Raw genomic sequence first — 21,632 nt, 5'->3', positions numbered from 1 at the left:
GCCCGCGGGAAAACCGTTGGGGAACTGTCGGTGCCCTGGCGTACGGTCCCCGTGTGACGGATCATCCCGCGGTCCTCGTCGAGGGCCTCCGCAAGAACTACGGCCGGCACACAGCCCTTGCCGGGCTTGACCTCCTCGTCGCGGAGGGCACGGTCCACGGCGTTCTCGGCCCCAACGGGGCCGGCAAGACCACCGCCGTCCGCATCCTGGCCACCCTGCTCGCCGCCGACGGCGGGCGGGCCGAGGTCCTCGGGGTCGACGTGCTGCGCCAACCGCAGCTGGTCCGTCCCCGGATCGGTCTGACCGGCCAGTACGCGGCCGTCGACGAGCGGCTGACCGGCCTGGAGAACCTGGAGATGTTCGGCCGGCTGTACCGGCTGCCCGGCCGTACCGCGCGGGCGCGGGCGGTCGAGCTGCTCGAGCGCTTCGACCTCGCCGAGGCCGCCGGGCGGCAGGCGAAGACGTACTCGGGCGGCATGCGCCGGCGCCTCGACCTCGCGGCGAGCCTCATCATGGCGCCCGCCGTGCTGTTCCTGGACGAACCCACGACGGGGTTGGATCCACGCAGCCGCCAGGCCATGTGGCGGGTGATCGCCGACCTCGTGCGCGACGGCACCACCGTGCTGCTGACCACGCAGTACCTGGAGGAGGCCGACCAGCTCGCCGACCGGGTCTCCGTCGTCGACAGCGGGCGGGTGATCGCGCAGGGCACCACCGACGACCTCAAACGCCAGATCGGTGGCGACCGGCTCGACATCACCGTGGCCGAGGGCGGCGACCTCGGGGGCGCCGCCGCGGTGCTGGCCCGGTCCGGCACCGGCGCGGCCACCGTGCACGCCGACGAGCGCCGGGTGAGCGTCCCGGTCTCGGGCGCGGGTGTCCTCGCCGAGGTCGTGCGCGGTCTCGACGAGATCGGGGTCACGATCGTCGACGTCGCGCTGCACCGCCCGTCCCTCGACGACGTCTTCATGACCCTGACCGGTCACGGCGCGGGCGGCCCGGCGGGCGCGTCGGCTGCCGGCGGGCCGGGCGGTGACGGCGGGCCCCCCGGCCCGCGTACCGGCGACGAGCGGGATCTGGTGAAGGCATGACCACCCTCGACCTGACACCCGTCGCGCGGAGCGGCCGGCTGTCCTGGGAGCTCCTCGACGCCTGGGTCATGTGCCGGCGCAACCTGCTGAAGACCTGGCGGGTGCCCGAACTGCTGGTCTTCTCCATGATCCAGCCCGTGCTGTTCGTGCTGCTGTTCAGCTACGTGTTCGGGGGCGCGATCGACGTCGGCCCGGATCTCGACTACGTCGACTACCTGATGCCCGGCGTCTTCGTGCAGACGGTGATCTTCGGCGCGATGATGACCGGGATCGGCCTGGCCAACGACAAGGAGGAGGGGCTGATCGACCGCTTCCGGTCGCTGCCGATGAGCCGCTCGGCCCTGCTGACCGGGCGGACGCTCGCCGATCTGGTCCGCAACGCCCTGATCATCCTGATCATGCTGCTGGTCGGCCTGGCGGTCGGCTTCCGCTTCGGTGACACCACCGTCCCGGCCGTCCTGGCGGGGTTCGGCGTCATGCTGATCTTCTCCTACGCCTTCTCCTGGGTGTCGGCGGTGATCGGCATGTCGGTGCGCAGCGTGGAGGCGGCCCAGTCCGGCGGGATGATCTGGGTCTTCCCGCTCGTCTTCGCCAGCTCCGCCTTCGCCCGGGTCGACACGATGCCCGGCTGGTTGCAGGCCTTCGCCGACCACCAGCCGGTCACCGTCACCGTGGACGCCGTGCGCGCCCTGTTCCTGGGTGGCCCGGTGGCCGAGGATCTGCTGGTCTCACTCGCCTGGTGCGGCGGGATCCTGCTGGTGTTCGGGCCGCTGGCCGTCCGGGCGTACCGCCGGGACGCCACCCGCTGACGGGCGGCTGACGAGGCCGGTCCAGATGGGGCCGGGCCGGTCTGGTCGGGCGGTGCCCGGGCCTCAGGTGCGGCCCTCGGTGTCCTGGGCGTTGCCCAGGGTGGGCTCGTAGGCGACCCAGTCGGCGCGCAGCACCGGCCAGCCGTCGGCGCGCAGCAGTTCCACGACCGCCGGGTCGTCGTCGACCACGACCGCGACCCGGCGGTGCACGCCGAGCCGGCGCAGCTCGGAGCGCTTGAAGATCCGCGCCGGGCGGCGGTCCGCGTCCGGGCGCATCCGCAGCTCGTTGAGGGGCAGCCCCTGGTCCCGCAGCCAGCGCTCGGTCGCGGGCCGGGAGCGTTCCGGGCGCCCGGTCAACCAGAGCACCTCGTGGTCGCGGGCGAGCGAGCGCACCAGCTCCACCCCCTCGACCAGCGGCGGATCGATGTCCGCGGCGGCGAAGAAGGCGTCCCAGTCGCCGGGGCGTGCGCGCAGGAAACGCAGGCGGTGCCGCACGTCGGCGACCACCCCGTCGACGTCGATGACGGCCAGCGGCCGGTCCGCCGGCGCCTCGCCCGCGCCGGCCGGGGCACCCGTACCGGCCAGGGCGCCTCCGCCGGCCACGCCGTCGACTTCAGTCACTTGTGTGCCCTCCCGTACGGCGTCCACGTCGATGCTCCTCCGCCGGGCCATTGAACACGCGCGACACAGCGGATAAACCGTCGGTGTCCCGGCGGGCATCCGGTACGGTCCAGTTCATCGTCGGGTGTTTCCCACGGTTATCGGTCGAACTGACCGGGGACACCGGCCGGAGACACCCGGGTGGTCGACGGTTCCGCATGCGGTGAAACGGCCCGACGTGACGCGACGGTCGCTAGCGTGGTGTGCCAGTGACTGATCGCTGGCGGTGATCCGCCAGCCGGCACCAGGTCAGGTGGCGGCAGGTGTCGTGGCGTCGCGGACGCGGCCCGGTCAGGAGACGTTCCGGTCGTCTGTCGCGAGGAGGTCGCGGTGTCGGGCACGCGGCGAGCACGCCTGCTCGTCTCCGGCATCACCGAGAGCCTGGAGGCGGCACTCGCGCTCGCCGACCAGCTCGACGAGCAGGCGAGCGGGCTGGCCTCCGGTGCGGTGCCCGTCCCGTCGGCCGCCCCACTCGACCCGGAGACGCTCGGCGCGGTGCCGGCCGACCTCGCCGGTGATCTCGACCAGGTCGCGCTCGCGCTGAGCGAGGCCGGCGCGCTCGCCCGGCGGCAGGCGCCCGCGTTCGCCGGCGCCGGCTGGGACGCGCCGGAGTGGCGGGGAACGGAGTGGCGGGGAACACCGCCCGCGGGCGGTGCCGACCCCACGCCCGGGCCACCGGTTCGACCGGGGCTGTGGCGGCTGGGCCGGATCCTCGTGCCGCCGCTGGCCCGCGGGGAGCGCACCGTCGAGGTGCCGCTGGCGGTGCCGCTGCTCGACGCGGGCAACCTGCAGATCGAGACGACCCGCCCCCGCCGCGGCGAGGCGGTCGGCCTGGTTCGCGGCCTGCTCACCCGGATCCTGGCGAGCGTCCCCCCCGGCGGGGTGCGGATCACCGTCTACGACCCGCACGAGCTCGGGGCCGGGCTCGCCGCCTTCGCCCCGCTGCGGGTGGCCGGGGTCGTCGGCCCGACGCTGACCAGCCGCGCGCGCCTGGAGCTCGCCCTCGCCGAGCTCTCCGGCGAGGTCGGCCGGATCACCGTCGAACGCCTCGCCGGCCGGTTCGACTCGCTGCGGGAACGGGAGGACGCCGGCCTGCCCCGGTCGGAGCCGTGGCGGCTGCTGGTGCTGCTGGGCTGGCCGTCCCTGCCCGACGAGGCCGCCCGCGCGCTGGACGCGGTGGCCTCCCAGGGGCCGTCGTGCGGAGTGCACGTCATCGCGGTGGTGGAGCCCGGCGGCGGTGGGGTGGACACCGGTGGTGGCCGGGCCGCGGGGAGGCTGCCGAACGCCGAGACGATCACCGCGGTCGAGCTGCTGGCCCTGCGCGGCGAGAGCGACGGCGGGATGCCCGGCGGCTGGCGCACCACCCTGTCCGGCCTGCTCGGCTGTGTCCTGGACGAACCCCCGCCGCCGGCGGTCGTCGCGGACGTCACGGCCCGGGTCGCCGTCGGGGTGGAGCGGGCCGCCGCCCGCGCGCCGGACCTGGGCGGCCTGCTGCCCGCCGGGCTCTGGGAGTACGAGAGCTCGGCCGGGGTGTCCGTCCCGGTGGCGCACGGCCCGGACGGCGAGGTCACCCTCGCCTTCGACGACGACACCGTGCACGGCCTCGTGGGCGGCCAGGCCGGGGCGGGGAAGTCGACCCTGCTGCTCGACGTGGTCTACGGCCTGGCCGCCCGCTACGGCCCGGACCAGCTCCGCTTCCACCTGCTCGACTTCAAGGAGGGCCTGGAGTTCGCCCAGTTCGCGGCGCGCCCGGGTGACCCCTTCTACCTTCCGCACGCCGACACCGTCGGCATCGAGAGCGACCGGGAGTTCGGCGTCGCGGTGCTGCGCGCCGCCCGGGACGAGATGCAGCGGCGCTCGGTGACGATGCGGGCCGTCGGCGCGCGCGACCTGCGCGGGCTGCGCGCCGCGGACCGCAGCTCCCCCTGGCCGCGCACCCTGATCGTGATCGACGAGTTCCAGGTCATGCTCACCCCGCTCGACGCGGTCGCCCGGGAGGCGGTCGCGCTGCTGGAGGTGATCGCCCGGCAGGGCCGCGCCTACGGGATCCACCTGCTGCTGGCCAGCCAGACGCTGTCCGGCATCGACGCGCTGGACGCGACCGCGGGCAAGCGCGGATCGATCTTCGGCCAGTTCGCGCTGCGGGTCGCGCTGCGGACGTCGATCTCCGAGTCGCGGGTCCTGCTGTCGACCGCGAACGAGGCGGCGGGCGCGCTGTCCGGGGTCGGCGAGGCCATCGTGAACCGGCGCAACGGCCATCCGATCGGCAACGAGCACGTCCGGGTGGCCTATCCCGACCCGAAGGTGATCGCCGGGCTGCGGGAGCGGATCGAGACCCTCGTGGCCCGGGCCGTCCCGCCGCTGCGGGCGCCGCGGGTGTTCGTCGGCCACGCGCCGGCCGTCCTCGCCGACAACCCGGCCTTCCAGGCGCTGGCCGGGCGGCCGGCGCCGCTGCCCGGGGAGGCGGCGGCGGGGGATCCGCTGGCCTTCGTCGGCGTCCCGCTGGACCTGGCCCCGCCGGCGGTGGGGGTGCGCCTGGCCCGGCTGCCGGGCCGGCACCTGGCGATCCTCGGCCCGCTGCGCCGGGAGGCGGTCGGCATGGTCCAGGCGGCGGCGGTGTCCGTCGGCGCCCAGACGCCGCGCGGCGGGCTGGTCGTCGACGTGGTGGCCGCCGATCCGGCCACGGTGGCCGCGGCCGAGGTCACGGCGGACATCCTGCGGCGCTCCGGCCATCCCACCCATGTCACGGACGTCACCGGTCTGCGCGGGGTGCTGGGGTCGGCCGCGGCGGAGATCCGGGCCCGGGAGGAGGCCGCGCTCGCCGGGCACGGCGAGGCCACCACGGGCCTGCGGCTGATCGTCGTGTTCGCGATGGACGCCGGCCGGGCCGGACTGGAAGGCCGCGACGACGCGTCACGCCGGTCCGGCCTCGACGATCTGCGGACGCTGACCCGACGCGGCCCGGCCACCGGCGTGCACCTGCTCTGCTGGTGGCGGGCGCCGTCCCGGATGGTGGACGATCTCGGCCCGGGGCATCGGGACGACATCGCGGCCTGGGCGGCGACCGGGCTGCCCGGTGGCGACCTGTTCGGCCTCGCGGGGCACCGTCCGGTCACGGCCGGTACAACGCCGAACCGGGCGGTGCTGTTCGACCGGCACGCCCAGGCGGAGCCGCGCACCGTCGTCCCGTTCGCCCCGCTCGGCGCGGGAGCGGCGGCCGAGAGCGGAGCGGCGCTGTGATCGGCGCGGGCCGGGGTGGGGTGAGTGATCCGCCCGAGGCGGGGAATGCGCGGAGGATGGCTGATCCGGATGGACTCTCGACGGGTCCCGGCGCCGCCGGGGCGGGTGCCGGCCGTGGGCCGGGCGGCGTGAGCGGCGGTGGTCTCGCCGGGATCCCGGACGGGCAACTCGTGCCGACGGCGCCCCCCGGCGCCACCACGCCCGCGCCGCGGCCCGGCTCCGCCGCGGCCGTGCCGGCCCGGCCCGGGGGTTTCGTGCCGCGGGAGCTCGACCATCCGCTGGTCGCGGCCAACCGGTACCGAGAACTGATGGGGGCCTCCGACGCGGTGCGGGCCCGGCTCGCCGAGAGCCTCGCCGCCCGGCAGGAGGGGCACGACGTGATCGCCCGCCGGCACCGCTCGGCGGCCGACGACATCCGTACCCGCATCGGGTCCGTCTGGGGGCAGGTCGGCGGGTCGCTGGCCCAGCACGGCCTGGGCGAGCTCGACCAGGTGCGCCCACGCAAGGGCCAGCGGCCCGACCTCGAGGCCGTCTACCAGCGGTACGCCGGTGATCTGGACGGGCTCGACCGCGGCCGCGCCGGCCGTCCCGCGGCGCTGGCGATCGACGCGACGGGCGGCCGCCGCGCGTCGCGTGGCTCGCGGGCCCGCGGTGTCGACGAGCGGCCCGCCGCGGGCCGGCGCGACGAGAAACGGCTCGGTGGGGCGGGTTCCAGCGCGCGGCGGCCCGGTGCGCCGCCCGCCGGCCGGCTGATCGGCGCCGACGGTCTGGTCGACCCGGAGCAGGCGAAGAAGCTGGCCTACCGGCTGTGCCTGGAGGTGATGACCCGATCCGCCGAGCTGCGCGCGGTGGCGAAGGGAGCCGGGGGGCTGTCCGCGGGGCTGGTCACCGCCCTGTGCTGCGCGCTCGGTGGCGCGCTGACGGTGGCGGCCCGGGTGTTCGTGGCGGCGCCGGCGCTGCCGTGCCTGGCCGCGGCCGGGGGAGTGGGCGCGGTCGCGGTGGTCGCGGCCACCGGCTCGTCCGCCTCGTCGGCCGCGGCCGCGGTGCGCAGCGGCCTGCTCGCCGCGGCGTCGGCGGCGGTGGCGGTCTTCGCGACGCTCGGTTTCGTGCCCATCGAGCCGCCGGGCGCCATCGCCTCGCTGGCCGTGCTCGCGCTCGCGCTGCGGTTCGGGCTGGGCTTCGGCTCGGGTACCGGTTCGTCCAAACCCGCCGGCCAGGGCGGATCCGGGCGGCGTTGAAACCGGGCCGGCGGCCCGCGCCGGTGCGCGGGCCCGGTCGGGTGCCAGAACCCGGTCTACCCGGTCGGTCCAGCCGGTCCGCTCGGTCCAGTCGGTCAAGGAACGGAGTGCACGGTGGCAGGGACGATCGCCGACGTCAAGGCGCAACTCGACGAGGCGTTCCGGCGCACGGAGGATGTGACCGGCCAGCTCGAGGGCGCGCTCAACATGATCGAGGAAGCGCAGGCGATGGTCGTGGCGGCCACCGACGGCAGTGAGCACCTCGCCGTCGAACAGCTCACCAGCGCCCTGGTCGAGACCCGGGACAGCCTGGAGAACGCGCTCGCCGCGCTCGGCAACGCCGTCCAGGAGGTCAAGGTCTACCGCGACGGCCTGTGATCGGTCGCGTACCGTCGGGCCCCGCTCGGGCGTGGTGTCGGACACACTGCTGGTGGGGCTGCTGCCGGCGGGGGAGAACCGCGACGGGCGGCCCGGTCGGACCGGCCGGGTACGGGCACCGGTCGCGTAGCGCCGCGTACGCGGACGAACTGGTCGGGGCCGGTGCGGCCGTGGCCCGCACGCGCTGTGCGTTGGTGGTAACCCGGCGGGTGGCCGGGTAACAACGTCCTGGCCGGGCGGCAACGCGGTGCATCCGGTAGCAAGGCTCACTACAGTCCGGATTGTCCCGTGCGCCCGACCCTTCGGCGGGCCGTGGCCGACAGTGCCCACATTGCCGGCCGTGCGCCGACCGACGGTGCCGGGCACCATGACGACCAGGAGGGCTTCTTCCGCCGTGTCGGACATCGACCTGCTCGATCTTCCGCTGGTTCTGCTGTCCAACCGAGGTCCTGTCGGCTTCGATCGTGACGCGTCCGGCCGGACCGTCAACCGTGGCGCCGGCGGGCTGGTGTCCGCTCTGTCCGGCCTCGCCGAGCACCTCGACGACGCGGTCTGGGTGTGCGGCGCCGCCACCCCAGAGGACGCCGCCGTCGCCGGTGAGAACGACGGCGGCGCGATCCTGGTGCAGACCCAGCCGACCCCGCACGTCGTCGAGGGGCAGCCGGACGGCCCGTCGATCCGGGTCCGGCTGGTGGTGACCGATCCGGACGCCTACGCCGACTTCTACAGCGTCTGGTCGAACCCGATCCTGTGGTTCGTCCAGCACGGCCTGTACGGCCGGTCACTGGCGCCGGTGCTCACCCGGGCCGAGCACGACGCGTTCGAGAACGGCTACGCCGCGGTGAACCGGGCCTACGCCGACGCCGTCGCCGACGAGGTTCGGTCCCGTGGCGGCAAGGCACTGGTACTGCTGCAGGACTACCACTTCTACCTGGTGGCCGAACACGTCCGCGAACAGTGCCCGGACGTGGTCCTCACCCACTTCGTGCACATTCCGTGGCCTGGCCCGGACGAATGGCGCGTGCTGCCCGGGAACATCCGGGAGCGCCTGCTGCGCGGCCTGCTCGGCAGCGACGTCGTCGGCTTCCACACCCGCCGCTACGCCCGGAACTTCGTGCTGTGCGCCGGCGAGCTGCTCGGCCTGCCGATCAACCTCGACGAGCTGACCGTCACGGTGAACGACCGGGTGGTGCGGGCCCGCTACTACCCGATCTCCGTCGACCCGGCGGCCCTCGACGCCACGCTGGCCAGCGAGGACGTCGCCGCCCACATGGCGATGCTGCGCTACGTGTTCCTCGACGAGGACCGCCAGCTCGTGCTCCGGGTGGACCGCACCGACCCCAGCAAGAACGTGGTGCGCGGCTTCCTGGCCTTCGGCACCCTGCTCGACCAGCATCCCGAGCTCGTCGGGCGGGTGAGCTTCCTCGCGCTGCTGCAGCCGAGCCGCACCGACGTCCCGGAGTACGCCGACTACATCGCGCTGATCGGCGCGGTCGTCGCGGAGATCAACGCCAGGCACACCAAGGAGGGGCGCCAGCCCATCGATCTGCGCATGGTGGAGGACTTCGCGCTGGCGGTCGCCGCCTACTCGATCTGTGACGTGCTGATGGTCAACGCGATCGCCGACGGCATGAACCTCGTGGCCAAGGAGGTCGCCGTCGTCAACCGGCGCGGTGGCGTGCTGGCGCTGTCCGAGATGGCCGGTTCGCACGAGGAGCTGGGCGAGTTCGCCGTCACGCTGCACCCGTTCGACGTCCAGCAGATGGCCGACGCCCTCTACACGGCGCTCACGATGCCGATGGAGGAGCGGCACCGTCGGCTCGCCGCGGCCGCCGAGCAGGTCCGCACGCACGATGTCCGGCGGTGGCTCAACGACCAACTGGCGGATCTGCGTCACCTGGCTGGTTTCTCCTGAGACGTTCCCGGGCGGGTAGGCTCGGCAGGAGGTCGGGCATGGTTACCGTGGACGACAGGACAGGAGTGGACGTGTCGGAGACCGGTCATGTGAAGGGCAACGTGGGCTCCTGGGCGGCGGTGTACATCATCATCGCCGCTTTCATCTTCGGGACTCTCGCGTTGATCCTCGGTTCGGTGCCCCTGTGGATCGCCGCCGGTGTGGCGATCGTCGCCGGTGCCGCCATCGGCCTGGCCTCCAACATCATGGAGCAGGCGTACTGAGCGGGGCGCGCCTCTGGTTCAACCAGACCTGGCGCGGCACCTATCAGCTCATCGGGCTGCTGCGGGACGGAGCCGGTTCCCGCCGGCTGACGGTGCTCGGCTCCCACCAGATCCCGAGCACCCCGTTCCTGCAGGCCTGCGACGCCGTCATCGACGAGCCACCGGGCGAGGGCGACGAGTTCGTCGAGCAGGCGCTGGCGGCGTGCCGCCGGCACGGGGTCGACGTGTTCGTCCCCGGCCGCAACATGCTGGACGTCGCCGCCCGGGTCGGCGAGTTCGAAGCCGCCGGCGTGCGGGTCATGTGCTCCCCGGCCGCCTCGGCGCGGATCTTCACCACCAAGTCCGGGCAGTACGCGGCGATGGCGGCCCGTGGCCTGCCGGTGCCCCGCACCCGGACGGTCACCACCTTCGCGCAGTTCGAGGCCGCCTGCGCGGAGCTGTCCGCCGCGGGCGGCACGGTCTGCGTCAAGCCGGACGTCGACCACGGCGGCCAGGGCTTCCGGATCATCGACGGGGACGCCGAGCGCCTGACCGCGCTGTTCGAGCCGCCGTCGGTGCGGGTGAGCCCCGCCACGCTGGAACGCATCCTCGGCCGGGCCGGCAGCTTCCCCGCCCTGGTCGTGGGCGAGTACCTCGGCGGGCCGGAGTTCAGCGTCGACGTGCTCTCCCGCCCCGCTCCCGGAACAGGCGCCGCGGCTCCCGAGACAGGTGCCGCGGCCGGCCCGGTGGCGGTGCCCGGCAGTGTCCTGGCGGCGGTGCCGCGGGGCAAGGACGGCCTGCCCTGGACCCGCAACCTGCGGGCGGACGCGGCCGTGACCGAGCTCGCCACCCGCGTAGTCGAGGCGTTCGGGCTGGCGTACCTCAACAACGTCCAGATCCGCTACCGCGGGGCCACGCCGGTGCTCCTCGAGGTCAACACGCGGGCCGCCTCCGGCACCTACCAGTCGGCGGCGACCGGGCTGAACCTGCCCTGGTTCGCGCTGGCGCTCCTGCTCGGGGAGCCGGTCGAAGTGGGCTCGCCGGACCTCCCACAGACGCTCATCGCCTACAACGAGGCGATGGTCATGCGCCCGCTCGACCGGCTCTCGCCGCGCCCGCGCGGTCACGGCATGGCCCGGGACGCCGCCCGGCGGCTGGGCTCGGCCGCCGGCCGGGTGCACCGCCGCAGCGCCGACCCGGACCGGGCCCGACCCGCCTGACGAGGCCCGACCTGTCTGACGGCCCGACCGTCCGGGTCGCCCGGCATCCCGGCCCGCCGCCGGTGGCTCAGTGTCGGTGGCTCAGCCGTCCCCCGGCTCGCCGGGGGTGCCGGCGGCCGCCCGCAGGGAGCGTGGGGTGACGAAGTCGAGCAGCCGCGTCGTCGCCGGGCCGAGCTCGGCCCAGCGTGGCACCGAGGGTTCGTGCACGGCCAGCGCCGCTGTCGGGAACGTGGGCACGCGGTGCCGCTCGGACGGGGCGAGCAGCCCCACCGTGAGCGTGTGGAGGCCCGGATTGTGGCCGACCATCAGCACGGTCGGGACCCCGTCGTCGATCTCCCGCAGCCGGGCCAGCAGGTCGTTCGCCTCGGCCAGGTAGAGGCGGTCCTCCACCAGCACGGGGACGTCACCGGGCAGCGCGTTGGCCAGATGCTCCACCGTCTCGCGGGTGCGCACGGCGGACGAGCAGAGCACGAGGTCGGGCTCGAGACCGGACGCCGCCAGGTGGTCGGCGACCAGCGCGATGCCGCGGCGCCCCTTCGGGGAGAGCGGACGGTCCTGGTCCCGGACCTCCGGGTCGGACGTCCAGTCGGACTTGGCGTGCCGCAGCAGCAGCAGTCGCGAGGTGGGCCTCACCGCGCGGCCTCGGCCCACGCGAACCCGTCGCCACCGGACACCATGGTCCTCCCCGTCTGTCGCCTGTCGAACGCCCGTCGAACGCGCCGGCGCAGGCGCCGTGACGACTCGCAGACTGCCCATCGCCGGAGGTCTCCGTCAATGCCTTCGTTACGCCGCTCACCGGTCTGTGGTCTCGATGTGGTGGTGTGAGGCATGGTGGCGGCGTGGGGGAGGCCCGGTGCGCGAGGATCACGGGTGACGGCTGGTCCCGGCGGGTCGCCGTCCGACGCTGTGCCGTCCGACGCGGACGGCCCGGTCATCGCCGGGGGAGGACGATGACCGGGCCGCGGGACGTCCGGCCGGTGGCCGGGTCAGCTGGCGACGGCGATGGAGAGCAGGAGGCGGTCCGCGGCGGCGAGCGCGTCGTCCGCGCCGAGCCGGCCTCGCGGGACGAGGGTGGAGCGCTGGTCCGAGGTCAGCCCGCCCCAGACCCCGTGCTCCTCCTGGCGGAAGATCGCGGTGGCCAGGCAGGCCCGCTGCACCGGGCAGTCGGAACAGATCTTGCGGGCCCGGGTCTCCGCAGCGGCGCGTGCCTTGGTGTTACGACCGTCCGGCGGGAAGAAGGCGTCGGGGTCGCCGTCGCGGCACGCGGCGTCCTGGCGCCAGTAGACGGGCCAGCCCTCGCCGAACGGCTGCGGCGGGAGGTCGCGACCGGGAAGTACGGGTACGCCGGCACTCATCGGTTGCCTCCCTCGCGGACGGATTCGGACGGCGACAGGGACATGGGTGCGGCGGGGCTACCGACCGGTAGCATGCCGGGCTGACTGGGCATACCGTCTCCTGCTGACGTTGCAAAGGCGGACAGGTGCGCTGCGGTGACGCACGTCCGGCGTAGCGCCATACACCGGACAGGCGGGCCTACCAGCACGAGTCGAGAAGCCCCCAGGCGCTTCCCAACAGTGCGTCCGGCGTGTACTCGGAGCCCCGCTCGGAAACGATCCCGTCTCGTCTCGTTAACCGAGGAACGTAGACTTCTCTCGACCGGATAGCAAGGGTTCCGGAACGCCGACGTCCGGATCTCTCCGGGCCCCCCGATTGGTGGTGCTCCCGGGGCGGCGGACCTCACCCTCCCAGGTCCACGGTGGTTACGTCACCGTTTCCGCGCGCGCTGTGCGCTAGGTCTCCCAGGCATACAAGCGGTTGCTGTGCAGGCATTCTGTGGAGGTAGCAAGATCGGTGTGACAGCGCCGTGCCATTGAGATGTCGGTGCCGGGAGGGCCGGTCGGGCACCATCTCCGGGTCGGGTTGCCGGCAGGTAAAAAAGGTACAAAGTGCCGCCGGATTTCTGGTGCCGCCGGCTATCGGCCCCGAAATGTGCTCAGGACCACACGGGGGTACGGCCGACCTGAAACGTATCAATCGTCCCGACGGTCGAGCGGTCGGCCGGAGACCGGCGGTCGGGCGGTGATCAGCCGGTGGTCGGCCGTCGGTGGTCAGCCGGTGGTCGGCAGGCCCGCCGCGGCCCAGGCGTGAAAACCGCCGATCACGTCGGTGGCCGCGGGCAGGCCGAGATCCTGCAGCGAGGCGGCGGCCAGGCTGGAGGTGTAGCCCTCGGAGCAGATCACGATCGGCACGACGTCGTCGCCGGTCGCGAAGGGGGCCCGGGAGTCACAGGTCGGGTCGAGCCGCCATTCGAGCACATTGCGTTCGATCACCACGGCGGCCGGGATCGAGCCCTCCGCGGCCCGCTGGGCCGCCGGCCGGATGTCGATCAGGACCGCGCCGTCGGTCAGCGCCGCCGCGGCCTGCTCGGGGGTGAGCCGGCGCAGCCGGGCCCGGGCCGCGCCGAGCATCGCGTCGACCCTGCTCTCGCTCATGCCGGGACCGCCGCCGCGGCGACGCCCCGGGACTCCAGCGCCGGCGCCTCGCGGGGTGTCGGCGCCGCCTCCGCCATGGCCCGCGCGGCCGTGCCCGGCTCCGCCCGGCGGCCGAGCTCCGGGGCGTACCGCAGCGGCAGCTCGGGCGGCGAATAGGCGTGGATCGTGGTGGCCAGGCCGTTCCCACGGTTGACGATGCGGTGGACGTGATCCGGGCGGAAGGTGGCCAGCGCCCCCGTTCCGTGCCGACGGGTCCGGGCGATCCGCCAGTCCGGCCCGCACTCGTCCTCCTCCACGGCCCCCTCGGCGACGGCCAGCGCCCCCAGCGCGCCGCCGTGATCGTGGATCTCCGTCCGCTGCCCCGGATACCACCCGATGAGCCAGACCTCGACGGCGCCGGACAGCAGCAGGCGGGTGTACCAGCGGCTGTGCGGGTCGTGCCGGACGAGCGGCCGCCACGCGAGGTCCGCGCCGGCCAGCCGGGAGACCAGCTCCCGCAGGTCCGCGAGGCCGAGAGTCATCGGCTCGTCGACGAGGAAGCGCTCCGGCACGAGCAGCGCCCCGCCGTCCGCCGGCGCTCCGTCCGCCGGTGCTCCTCCGGCCTGCGGCACCACTCCGGCCCGCGACACCGGGGACGGCGGCACCTCGGACGGCGCGGCGCCGTCCGGCGTGGTCTCATGCTCGGCCGTCACAGCCGGACGGAGGAGCGCGGGGTGGATCAGCGGCATCGGTGCCTCCTTGCACGAGTGCCACGCGCGACGCGAGTGCTGGCGGGCGAACGTCACGCGGGCCACGCCATCGCGGACACGTCGAACGCATCGGTGGGTCGAACGCGGCGGTGAGCCAAATGCATCGGTGATCGGGGCGAAGAGGCTGCCTGCCCGCGCCGGCGACCCACGCTGTGGGGTGGGGCGCGGCCCGGGGCGGCTCCCCGGCCGGCCGTCGGTGCTCCGGCGGTGCGACGCGTCCGGCGGGCCGGTGCGCCCGCGTCGGCGGGCCGCGGCCGGCGCCCGGCCCGGGGCATCGGGTGCGGCGGCTGGGCTCAGCCCCTCGGGGGCGGGCTGGTGGCCTCGACGTTGCCTCTTCGAGACGCCCCGCGGCGTGACGCCGTGCGGGGCGGGCGGGACGGGCCTGGCGGGCGGCGGGCGGACGGCCCGCCGGCGGTCAGACCCGGGTCGTACAGGCCGCGGTGGCGACCCTGCTCAGGTCGGTCACGCGGTCGCTGTGCAGCAGGAAGCCCAGTACGGCCATGGCAGGGACTCTACGCCATCGCGGCGCCCCGCTCGTGGCAGGGAGGAGTTCGCCGGATACGCCGGGGAGTCCCCCGGCGGGGTCACCCGCTCGTTATCGTCACGGGAGGCGATCGGAGGGGAGGCGCGGGATGGTCCAGACCGGCGCCGGCCCGGATGCGCCGGTGGCCGGCGGTGCCGAGCCGTGGACGCTCGGTGCCGCCGGCCACCGCCTCGAGTCCGGGCCGAGGTCGGAGGTCTACGCGGTGCAGAGCCGGATGCGCGGCCTGCTCGACGCCGTGGTCGACGTCGCGCGCGAGCTGAGCCTGCCCGTGACGCTACGCCGGATCGCGCAGGCGGCCCGCTCCCTGGTGAACTGCGAGCTCGGCGCGCTGGGGGTCCTCGGCCAGGACGGCGCCGTCACCGAGCTGATCGCGGTCGGCCCGGGGGAGGAGGTTCCCCGCGACATCGCCCGGCTGCCGCCCGGCCGCGGCCTGATCGGCGAGCCCGGGGGCGGCCCGCACCCGGGCGGGCACGCCACGCGGGTGGGCCCCGTCCTCATCGCGCCGGGGACGCTCGGCTTCCCGCCCGGTCGGCCCCGTTTCACCACCTTCCTCAACGTGCCGATCGCCGTCCGTGGAGAGGCGTTCGGCAATCTGTACCTGGTGGGCAAGCGCGGCCCCGAGTTCACCCAGGAGGACGAGGACCTGGTCGAGGCGCTCGCCGCGGCCGTCGGCTTCGCCATCGAGAACGCCCGCCTCTACGAGGCCACCCGGCGGCGCCAGGCCTGGCTCACCGCGAGTGCGGAGATCACCACCGCGCTGCTGTCGGTGGCCGAGCCCGCCGACGCGTTACGGCTGGTCGCCCGGCGTGCCAGGCAGATCACCTCCGCCCTGCTCGCCGCGATCGTGCTCCCGGTGCACAACGCGGAGCCGGCCGGGCCCGGCCGCCCCGGCGTTCCGCCGGGTCGGCAGGGCGTTCCGTCCGGCGGCTTCGGCGTTCCGGCTGGCCGGCCCACCGTGCGATCCGGCGTGCCCGAGAGGTCGCTGGAGGTGGCCGTCGTCGACGGTCCCCGCGCCGAGCGGCTGCGCGGGCGGGTGCTGCCCGAACAGGTCGGGCTCTTCGCGATCATGAAGGCGGGCCGGGCCATGCTCGTCCCCGCCGAACGGGCGGATCCCGCCGCGCACAGCCTGCTGGGCGAGGCCGTCGACGGCCTGGTGATCGGCACCGTGATGGTCGTCCCGCTGCTGGCCGCCGGGCGGCCGCTGGGGGTGCTCATGCTCACCACGGCCCCGGGCGCGGTCCCGTTCGGTCCGCTGGACCTGGAGATGGCGGCGGCGTTCTCCGGCCAGGCCGCGCTCGCCCTGGAACTCGCCCGCGTCCAGCGGGACAGGGAACGCCTCGCGGTGTTCGAGGAACGTGACCGCATCGCCCGGGACCTGCACGACGTCGTCATCCAACGCCTGTTCGCCACCGGCCTGCAGATGCAGGGCCTGGCCCGGGTGATCGACGAGCCCGCCGCGGTTCGGCTGAACGACGCGGTCCGCGAGCTGGATCAGACGATCGCCGACATCCGTCAGACGATCTTCTCGTTGACGGCGTCCGCCGGCGCCGTCGACCTGCGGGCCGAGATCGCCGCGATCGTGGCGCAGGCCGAGCAGGCGCTGGGTATCCGGCCCACGGCCCGCATCGACGGCCCGGTCGACCGCGGCATCCCGGAGGTGATCCATCCGCACCTGCTGGCCGCCATCCGCGAGGCGCTGTCGAACATCGCGCGGCATGCCCGGGCGACCCGCATCGAGGTGCTGGTCCGGGTCACCAACACCGATGTCTCGGTGCAGGTGCGCGACGACGGCTGCGGCCCGGGTGGCGCGTCGCGCAGCAGCGGCCTGACGAACCTGCGCCGCCGGGCGCTCGACCTCGGCGGCCGGATGGAGTTCGGCCCCGGCGAGGACGGCATCGGCACGACGGTCACCTGGCACGTGCCGCTGGTGCAGCCGATCCCGCCACCACACGCGCTGCCGCCGGCCGGCGGGCCGACCCCACCCGGCGGCCGGTAGCCAGGGCCGCTCCGACCGCGCGGCGGCTCCGCCGCTTCGGCCCGCGAGCCGGCCGTCAGGACGACAGTTTGGTGGCGAACACCGCCGCCTGCGTGCGACTCTCCATCCCGAGCTTGGACAGCATGCTCGACACGTAGTTCTTGACCGTCTTCTCCGCCAGGAACATACGGGCGGCGATCTGCCGGTTCGTCAGCCCCTCGGCGATCAGCGCGAGGATCCGCCGCTCCTGGTCGGTGAGGCCGGCGAGCCGCTCGTCCTCCACCGGCCCCTCGCGCAGCCGGAACAGCACCCGGGAGGTGACCGCCGGGTCGAGCAGGGACTGACCGGCCGCCACCTGGCGCACCGCGTCGACCAGCGCGGTACCGCGGATCTGCTTCAGGACGTAGCCCGCGGCCCCGGCCATGATCGCGGTGAACAGGGCGTCCTCGTCGTCGAACGAGGTGAGGATGAGGCAGGCGATCTCCGGGTCGTGCGACCGGACGTGCCGGCACACCTCGATCCCGCTGCCCTCCTGCAGCCGCGCGTCCAGGACGGCGACGTCCGGGCGCAGCAAGATGATGTCCGCGATCGCCTCGTCGGCGCGCCCGGCCTCGCCCACCACGACGATGTCGGACTCCTCGGAGAGCAGGTCACGCAGCCCGCGGCGGACGACTTCGTGGTCGTCGAGGAGGAAGACGCGGATGGAGCCCGCCCGCGACTGCTGGGCGGGCGTCACGCCGGCCTCGGAACTGCCCGTCGATACCTCTGACACCGTTGACTCCGCCCGACCCCGCTGTCGTTGAAGAACGTCGCTGTATGTCACGTGCAGCATGCAGATTATAACCCTGGTGAACGGCCGGTTAGTCGGGTTCAATCGTTGTGTGGACGATGATCCACCAGTCGGCCTGAGGAGAGCGGGCGGCGGCCGGTCAGCGCGGCCGAACCGATGAGAACACCGGCCCCCGCGGCCACCAGCAGTCCGCGGTGCGCGCCCCCGCCGTCCACCAGACTGCCGGCGAGCGGCGCCCCGACGGCTATCCCGCTGACGACCGCCATGGTGAGCCAGGCGAACCCCTCGGTACGCGCCTCGGCGCCGACCAGGCGTTCCACCACCGCGTTCCCGGTGATCAGGGTGGGGGAGACGGTCGCCCCGGCCAGCAGCGCGAGCGGGATCATCAGCTCGAGGGTCACCCCGGCCAGCGGCAGCGCCATCCCGACCGCCATCACGGCCGCGGCGAGCAGGAACCGGCCGGCCAACGGCCGGCGGTGTGCCCGAGCGCCGTACACCAGCCCGGACACGGCGGAGCCGGTCGCGAACAGCCCGAGCAGCACCCCGCCCACCGCGGCGAGTCCCTCCTCCCGGGCGAAGGCGACCATCGACACGTCCACCCCGCCGAACGCGATGCCGATGCACAGGAAGATCAACAGAAGGGTGCGGGTGCCCCCGTCGCGCAGCATGCGGGCGCCGGCGGTCGGGCCCCCGCCGCGCGGCCCCGGATCGCTCTCGCGCAGGGCGATCAGCGCCCCGGTGCCCGTCGTCAGGAAGACCATCGACGCGACCAGGCCCGCGGGCGGCGCGATCAGCACCGTCAGCAGCGTCACCAGCGTGGGGCCGAGAACGAACACCGCCTCGTCGAGCGCCGACTCGAGCGCCAGCGCGGTGCCGAGCAGCTCACCGCTGCCGAGCCGGGCGCTCCACCGCGCGCGGACGCAGGCGCCCACCGGGGGCAGCAGGCCGCCGGCGACCGCCGAGGCGGCGAACCACACCGGGCGCGGCGCGCCGGCCGTCACCGCCACGACCAGCGTGGTCATCGCCGCCAGGTGCCCGGCCAGGCAACCGGACAGCACCCGCGCCTGCCCGAACCGGTCGAGGGCCCGCCCGACGCGCGGGGCGAGCAGCGCCTCACCGACGGCCCCGGCCGCCGCGACCGCCCCGCCCACCCCGTAGGAACCGGTCTCGGTCTGGACGAGCAGCACCGTCCCCACGGAGACCATGGCGATCGGGAGCCGACCCAGGAACGCGGCGGAGACGAAGCGGGCGGCACCCGGCGTGGTCAGGGCGCGGTGATATGTGGTTGTCATAGCGCCACCAACGGTGCCGGATGGCCGAGCTCGTCACCAGCGGTTTTTCCCCAGCGGTTCTTTCCCACACCGGCGGCCGGGCCCGGCGGGGCGGCCGGCCCCGCCGGGCCCGGCACGGCCGGGGACCGCCCCCGGCAGGCTCAGCCGCGGTGCCGGGGCCGTCGCTGCTGACCGAAGCCGGGTGGCTCACGCACCCAGCGGTGGTGGACCGCCCGGCGCGGATCGGGCCCGGCCGCGCGCAGCCGCTGGACGAACGGCGCCACCAGCACGGCCCCCACGACGAACCCGACCACGTGCGCGCCATAGGCGACGCTCCCACCGTCGGCCACCCCGAAGCCGGTGAAGTACACGTACTGCAGCGCGAACCAGAACCCGAGCACGATCCACGCCGGCAGCCAGAACGGGAGGAAGAACAACACCGAGACCAGCCCGATGACCCGGGCCCGAGGAAACACGACGAGGTACGCGCCGAGCACTCCGGCCACCGCCCCGGACGCGCCGATCAGGGTGCTGGTGGTGTTCCCCTCGAACGCGGCGAAGCCGTACGCCGCCGCGTAACCGCAGGTCAGATAGAAGAGCAGGTACAGCAGCCGGCCCATCCGATCCTCGATGTTGTTGCCGAACACCCCGAGGAACAGCATGTTGCCGAGTAGATGCAGCCAGCTGCCGTGCAGGAACATCGCGCTGAGCACCGACAGGACCGGCGACTTGTCGAACGTCGGCGGTGACTCCTGCAGACAGCCCACCCGGCCCTGCGCGTCCACCGCGAGCCGGCCGGAGTTCGTCGCCGACAGCTGCTCGTTCGACAGCAGCTCCTTCGGGATCGCACCCCATTCCTGGAAGAAACGCTGCTGCTCGCAGGCGTTCTGCGGCTGTGAGGTCCGCACTCCGGCCACCGAGCTGACCACCGGCGTGAAGAACACGAAGATCACGACGTTGGCGGCGATCAGCAGCCAGGTCACGATCGGCCTGCGTCGCAGCGGGTTGATGTCGTGAATCGGAATGACCACACCGGACATCCTGCCGTAGCCGGTCAGAGCGCCGTAGCCGGCCAGGTCCGCGGCAGGTGGCCGCGGGCGCCGTGGCTGGCCGGGCCGCGCCGGCTGGCCGGGGCCGCCGTCCAGCCCGGCGGGATGCGACGCTCCTCACCTCGGTCGGGCTACCGCCGGGGTTTGGCGGGGGGCAAGGTAAGGGGATGCCCGCCGCTGGCTCTGCCGACCTGCCGGAGGGAGCCGCCCGCGGCGGCCCGGACGTGAGGACCACGGCGGGCGCCGCCGCCGGCGCCCCGCCCGCCCACCCGGGTCCGGGCCCGGACCCGGCCGGCCAGCGCCGGCGGCGCCCGTCGACCAGCCGCCAGGTCGGGTTCGTCCTCGCCACCTACGCCTTCGTCGTCACGATGCTCGGCACCACCCTGCCGACACCGATCTATCCGCTCTACCGCGAGCGGTTCGGCTTCTCCCAGCTCATGGTCACCGTGGTCTTCGCCACCTACGCCGTCGGCGTGATCACGGCCCTGCTGCTGTTCGGACGGCTCTCCGACCAGGTCGGCCGCCGCCGCGCGCTGCTGCCCGGCCTGCTCGCCTCGGCCGCGAGCGCCGCGGTCTTCCTGCTGGCGGACAACGTCGGCGTCCTGCTCGTCGGCCGGGTGCTCTCCGGCCTGTCCGCGGGTGTCTTCACCGGGACGGCCACCGCGACGATCCTCGACCTCGCGCCGCCACATCGGCGGGGACGCGCCACCCTGGTCGCCACCGTCGCCAACATGGGCGGCCTGGGCTGCGGCCCGCTGCTGACCGGCCTGCTCTCCCAGTACGCCCCCAACCCGCTGCGGCTGACCTTCGTGGTCGATCTGGCGCTGCTCGTCCCGGCCGCGATCGGCGTCTGGCTGATGCCCGAGACCGTGGAGGTGACCGGCCCGGCCCGGCTGCGCCCGCAGCGTCCCCGGGTGCCACCGAGCGCCCGGTCGGTCTTCGTCGGCGCCGCGATGGCGGCCTTCGCCGGCTTCGCCGTCCTCGGCCTCTACACGGCCGTGGCACCCGCCTTCCTGGGCGCCGTGCTGGACCCGCCGAACCGGGCCGTCACCGGACTGGTCGTCTTCGCCGTGTTCGCCGCCTCCGCCGCCGGTCAGGCCTCGCTCGACGTCGTCACCCGCCGGCTAGCCGCACCGGGACGCCCACCCGAGCGCATCGGGCTGACCGTCGGCTGCGCCGGGCTGGTGCTGGGCATGGGCGTGCTCGCGCTGGGCCTGGCCACGTCGTCGGTCGCCGGCCTGGTGGTCGGTGGCGTGATCTCCGGAGCGTCCCAGGGGATCGGCTTCCGGGCCGGCCTCGCCGCCGTGAACGGGGCCTCCCCGGCCGACCGCCGGGCCGAGGCCGCCTCGGCCTTCTTCGTCGTCGCCTACGTGGCGATCTCAGTGCCGGTCGTCGGGGTCGGCCTGCTCGTCGAGCTGACCAGCCTGACCACCGCCGGCCTGGTGTTCGCCGCGATCGTGGCCGCTCTCGCGGTCGTCGTCCTGGCCCTGTTGCACGCGGGCGCGGGCACCGGTGCCCGCGCCGGTGGCGGGGAACCGGTAGGCGTGAGCGGCGGCGGCTCCGCTACCGACTGATCGCGGCGTCGGCGGCGGCGATGTCCTTGTGGAAGCGCTTGTGGACCCGCAGCTTCTCGCCGGTCGCCTCCGTCGTCCCCCACAGGCCGCTGACCGGCCCGAGGACGGTCTCGCGGGGCAGTCGCGCGAGCGGGGCGTCGCCCTTCGGCTTCGTCGCGACGAGCTTGCCGGCCCGCAGCACCAGAACGCTCTGGTCCGTCACCACCACGATCCGATAGTCGATCCAGAAGATGATCAGAGTGGTGAGAAGGAAGAAGTAGGGCGTCGGCCCGGTCTGCGCCTGGAAGACGTGCCGCACCGTCTCACCCGGTGCGAGAAAGGGCTGGGCGCGCTCGGTGAGTTTGTCGCGAAGAGCCATCGTCAGTGGTCCTCATTTGCTTTTGGAAAGGGCTCGC

Annotated in this window: 19 protein-coding genes; 10 read left to right on the top strand and 9 right to left on the bottom strand. The window is 74.4% G+C overall.

The features are described from left to right. Positions 1-53: 53 nt before the first annotated feature. Complete coding sequence (locus tag B056_RS0100800) at positions 54-1,091, top strand: daunorubicin resistance protein DrrA family ABC transporter ATP-binding protein (protein WP_018499996.1); 1,038 nt, start codon at positions 54-56, stop codon at positions 1,089-1,091. Next, entirely contained in the window at positions 1,088-1,900 is an 813-nt protein-coding gene (locus B056_RS0100795) for an ABC transporter permease (protein WP_018499995.1), read from the top strand. The genes B056_RS0100800 and B056_RS0100795 overlap by 4 nt, the downstream gene beginning before the upstream one ends. Positions 1,901-1,963: 63 nt before the next feature. Here the strand turns inward: B056_RS0100795 and B056_RS0100790 are convergent, their stop codons facing one another. Next, complete coding sequence (locus tag B056_RS0100790) at positions 1,964-2,521, bottom strand: phosphatase domain-containing protein (protein WP_018499994.1); 558 nt, start codon at positions 2,519-2,521, stop codon at positions 1,964-1,966. A gap of 369 nt (positions 2,522-2,890) precedes the next feature. Between B056_RS0100790 and B056_RS0100785 the strand changes: the two genes are divergently transcribed. From B056_RS0100785 to B056_RS0100755, 6 genes are all read left to right on the top strand, one after another. After that, on the top strand, positions 2,891-5,800 hold the full coding sequence (locus tag B056_RS0100785; protein ID WP_018499993.1) for an FtsK/SpoIIIE domain-containing protein: 2,910 nt from the start codon (positions 2,891-2,893) through the stop codon (positions 5,798-5,800). 56 nt (positions 5,801-5,856) lie between these two features. Beyond that, positions 5,857-7,038, top strand: coding sequence for a hypothetical protein (locus B056_RS0100780; RefSeq protein WP_018499992.1), 1,182 nt, complete (start codon positions 5,857-5,859; stop codon positions 7,036-7,038). Between the two features lie 114 nt (positions 7,039-7,152). Further along, positions 7,153-7,416 (top strand): hypothetical protein, encoded by a 264-nt coding sequence (locus B056_RS0100775; protein ID WP_018499991.1) that lies wholly within the window; start codon positions 7,153-7,155, stop codon positions 7,414-7,416. 394 nt (positions 7,417-7,810) lie between these two features. Beyond that, entirely contained in the window at positions 7,811-9,331 is a 1,521-nt protein-coding gene (locus tag B056_RS0100765) for an alpha,alpha-trehalose-phosphate synthase (UDP-forming) (protein ID WP_018499989.1), read from the top strand. Between the two features lie 38 nt (positions 9,332-9,369). Then, on the top strand, positions 9,370-9,594 hold the full coding sequence (locus B056_RS0100760; RefSeq protein ID WP_051105491.1) for a hypothetical protein: 225 nt from the start codon (positions 9,370-9,372) through the stop codon (positions 9,592-9,594). Positions 9,595-9,686: 92 nt separating this feature from the next. After that, positions 9,687-10,793 (top strand): ATP-grasp domain-containing protein, encoded by a 1,107-nt coding sequence (locus B056_RS0100755; protein ID WP_018499987.1) that lies wholly within the window; start codon positions 9,687-9,689, stop codon positions 10,791-10,793. 81 nt (positions 10,794-10,874) lie between these two features. On the opposite strand, the gene B056_RS0100750 is transcribed toward B056_RS0100755, so the two are convergent. The 4 genes from B056_RS0100750 to B056_RS0100735 all read right to left on the bottom strand — a co-directional run bounded on the left by B056_RS0100750 (position 10,875) and on the right by B056_RS0100735 (position 14,013). After that, positions 10,875-11,426 (bottom strand): SixA phosphatase family protein, encoded by a 552-nt coding sequence (locus B056_RS0100750; protein ID WP_018499986.1) that lies wholly within the window; start codon positions 11,424-11,426, stop codon positions 10,875-10,877. Between the two features lie 353 nt (positions 11,427-11,779). Next, on the bottom strand, positions 11,780-12,148 hold the full coding sequence (locus B056_RS0100745) for a WhiB family transcriptional regulator (protein ID WP_018499985.1): 369 nt from the start codon (positions 12,146-12,148) through the stop codon (positions 11,780-11,782). Positions 12,149-12,901: 753 nt separating this feature from the next. Continuing rightward, positions 12,902-13,285: a rhodanese-like domain-containing protein gene (locus B056_RS0100740; RefSeq protein ID WP_018499984.1), complete on the bottom strand. Its 384-nt coding sequence runs from the start codon at positions 13,283-13,285 to the stop codon at positions 12,902-12,904. Continuing rightward, positions 13,282-14,013 (bottom strand): cysteine dioxygenase, encoded by a 732-nt coding sequence (locus tag B056_RS0100735; protein ID WP_154676763.1) that lies wholly within the window; start codon positions 14,011-14,013, stop codon positions 13,282-13,284. The genes B056_RS0100740 and B056_RS0100735 overlap by 4 nt, the downstream gene beginning before the upstream one ends. A 653-nt stretch (positions 14,014-14,666) precedes the next feature. On the opposite strand from B056_RS0100735, the gene B056_RS0100725 reads away from it, so the two are divergent. Then, positions 14,667-16,574, top strand: a complete 1,908-nt coding sequence (locus B056_RS0100725; protein ID WP_018499982.1) for a GAF domain-containing sensor histidine kinase — start codon at positions 14,667-14,669, stop codon at positions 16,572-16,574. A gap of 55 nt (positions 16,575-16,629) precedes the next feature. On the opposite strand, the gene B056_RS0100720 is transcribed toward B056_RS0100725, so the two are convergent. The 3 genes from B056_RS0100720 to B056_RS0100710 all read right to left on the bottom strand — a co-directional run bounded on the left by B056_RS0100720 (position 16,630) and on the right by B056_RS0100710 (position 19,645). Next, complete coding sequence (locus B056_RS0100720; protein WP_026239179.1) at positions 16,630-17,325, bottom strand: response regulator; 696 nt, start codon at positions 17,323-17,325, stop codon at positions 16,630-16,632. Positions 17,326-17,423: 98 nt separating this feature from the next. Continuing rightward, entirely contained in the window at positions 17,424-18,635 is a 1,212-nt protein-coding gene (locus B056_RS0100715) for an MFS transporter (protein WP_018499980.1), read from the bottom strand. A 140-nt stretch (positions 18,636-18,775) separates the two neighbouring features. Then, positions 18,776-19,645 (bottom strand): rhomboid family intramembrane serine protease, encoded by an 870-nt coding sequence (locus tag B056_RS0100710; protein ID WP_020572242.1) that lies wholly within the window; start codon positions 19,643-19,645, stop codon positions 18,776-18,778. A 185-nt stretch (positions 19,646-19,830) separates the two neighbouring features. Here B056_RS0100710 and B056_RS34655 point away from each other — a divergent pair, with 185 nt between their 5' ends. Continuing rightward, positions 19,831-21,237, top strand: coding sequence for an MFS transporter (locus B056_RS34655; protein ID WP_018499978.1), 1,407 nt, complete (start codon positions 19,831-19,833; stop codon positions 21,235-21,237). Here B056_RS34655 and B056_RS0100700 read toward each other — a convergent pair. After that, positions 21,227-21,595, bottom strand: coding sequence for a hypothetical protein (locus B056_RS0100700; protein ID WP_018499977.1), 369 nt, complete (start codon positions 21,593-21,595; stop codon positions 21,227-21,229). The genes B056_RS34655 and B056_RS0100700 overlap by 11 nt on opposite strands. Positions 21,596-21,632 lie beyond the last annotated feature (37 nt).

Source organism: Parafrankia discariae (assembly GCF_000373365.1).
Classification (GTDB): domain Bacteria; phylum Actinomycetota; class Actinomycetes; order Frankiales; family Frankiaceae; genus Parafrankia; species Parafrankia discariae.
The sequence above is the reverse complement of the archived record's forward strand: the minus strand, read 5'-3'. Positions and strand labels throughout refer to the sequence as shown.

Excerpts from the sequence above, each read along its gene's own strand:
- B056_RS0100795 (WP_018499995.1), top strand. The coding sequence starts at position 1,088 with ATGACCACCCTCGACCTGACACCCGTCGCGCGGAGCGGCCGGCTGTCC.
- B056_RS0100780 (WP_018499992.1), top strand. The coding sequence starts at position 5,857 with ATGGCTGATCCGGATGGACTCTCGACGGGTCCCGGCGCCGCCGGGGCG.
- B056_RS0100760 (WP_051105491.1), top strand. The coding sequence starts at position 9,370 with ATGGTTACCGTGGACGACAGGACAGGAGTGGACGTGTCGGAGACCGGT.
- B056_RS0100745 (WP_018499985.1), bottom strand. The coding sequence starts at position 12,148 with ATGAGTGCCGGCGTACCCGTACTTCCCGGTCGCGACCTCCCGCCGCAG.
- B056_RS0100740 (WP_018499984.1), bottom strand. The coding sequence starts at position 13,285 with ATGAGCGAGAGCAGGGTCGACGCGATGCTCGGCGCGGCCCGGGCCCGG.
- B056_RS0100735 (WP_154676763.1), bottom strand. The coding sequence starts at position 14,013 with ATGCCGCTGATCCACCCCGCGCTCCTCCGTCCGGCTGTGACGGCCGAG.
- B056_RS0100725 (WP_018499982.1), top strand. The coding sequence starts at position 14,667 with ATGGTCCAGACCGGCGCCGGCCCGGATGCGCCGGTGGCCGGCGGTGCC.
- B056_RS0100715 (WP_018499980.1), bottom strand. The coding sequence starts at position 18,635 with ATGACAACCACATATCACCGCGCCCTGACCACGCCGGGTGCCGCCCGC.
- B056_RS34655 (WP_018499978.1), top strand. The coding sequence starts at position 19,831 with ATGCCCGCCGCTGGCTCTGCCGACCTGCCGGAGGGAGCCGCCCGCGGC.
- B056_RS0100700 (WP_018499977.1), bottom strand. The coding sequence starts at position 21,595 with ATGGCTCTTCGCGACAAACTCACCGAGCGCGCCCAGCCCTTTCTCGCA.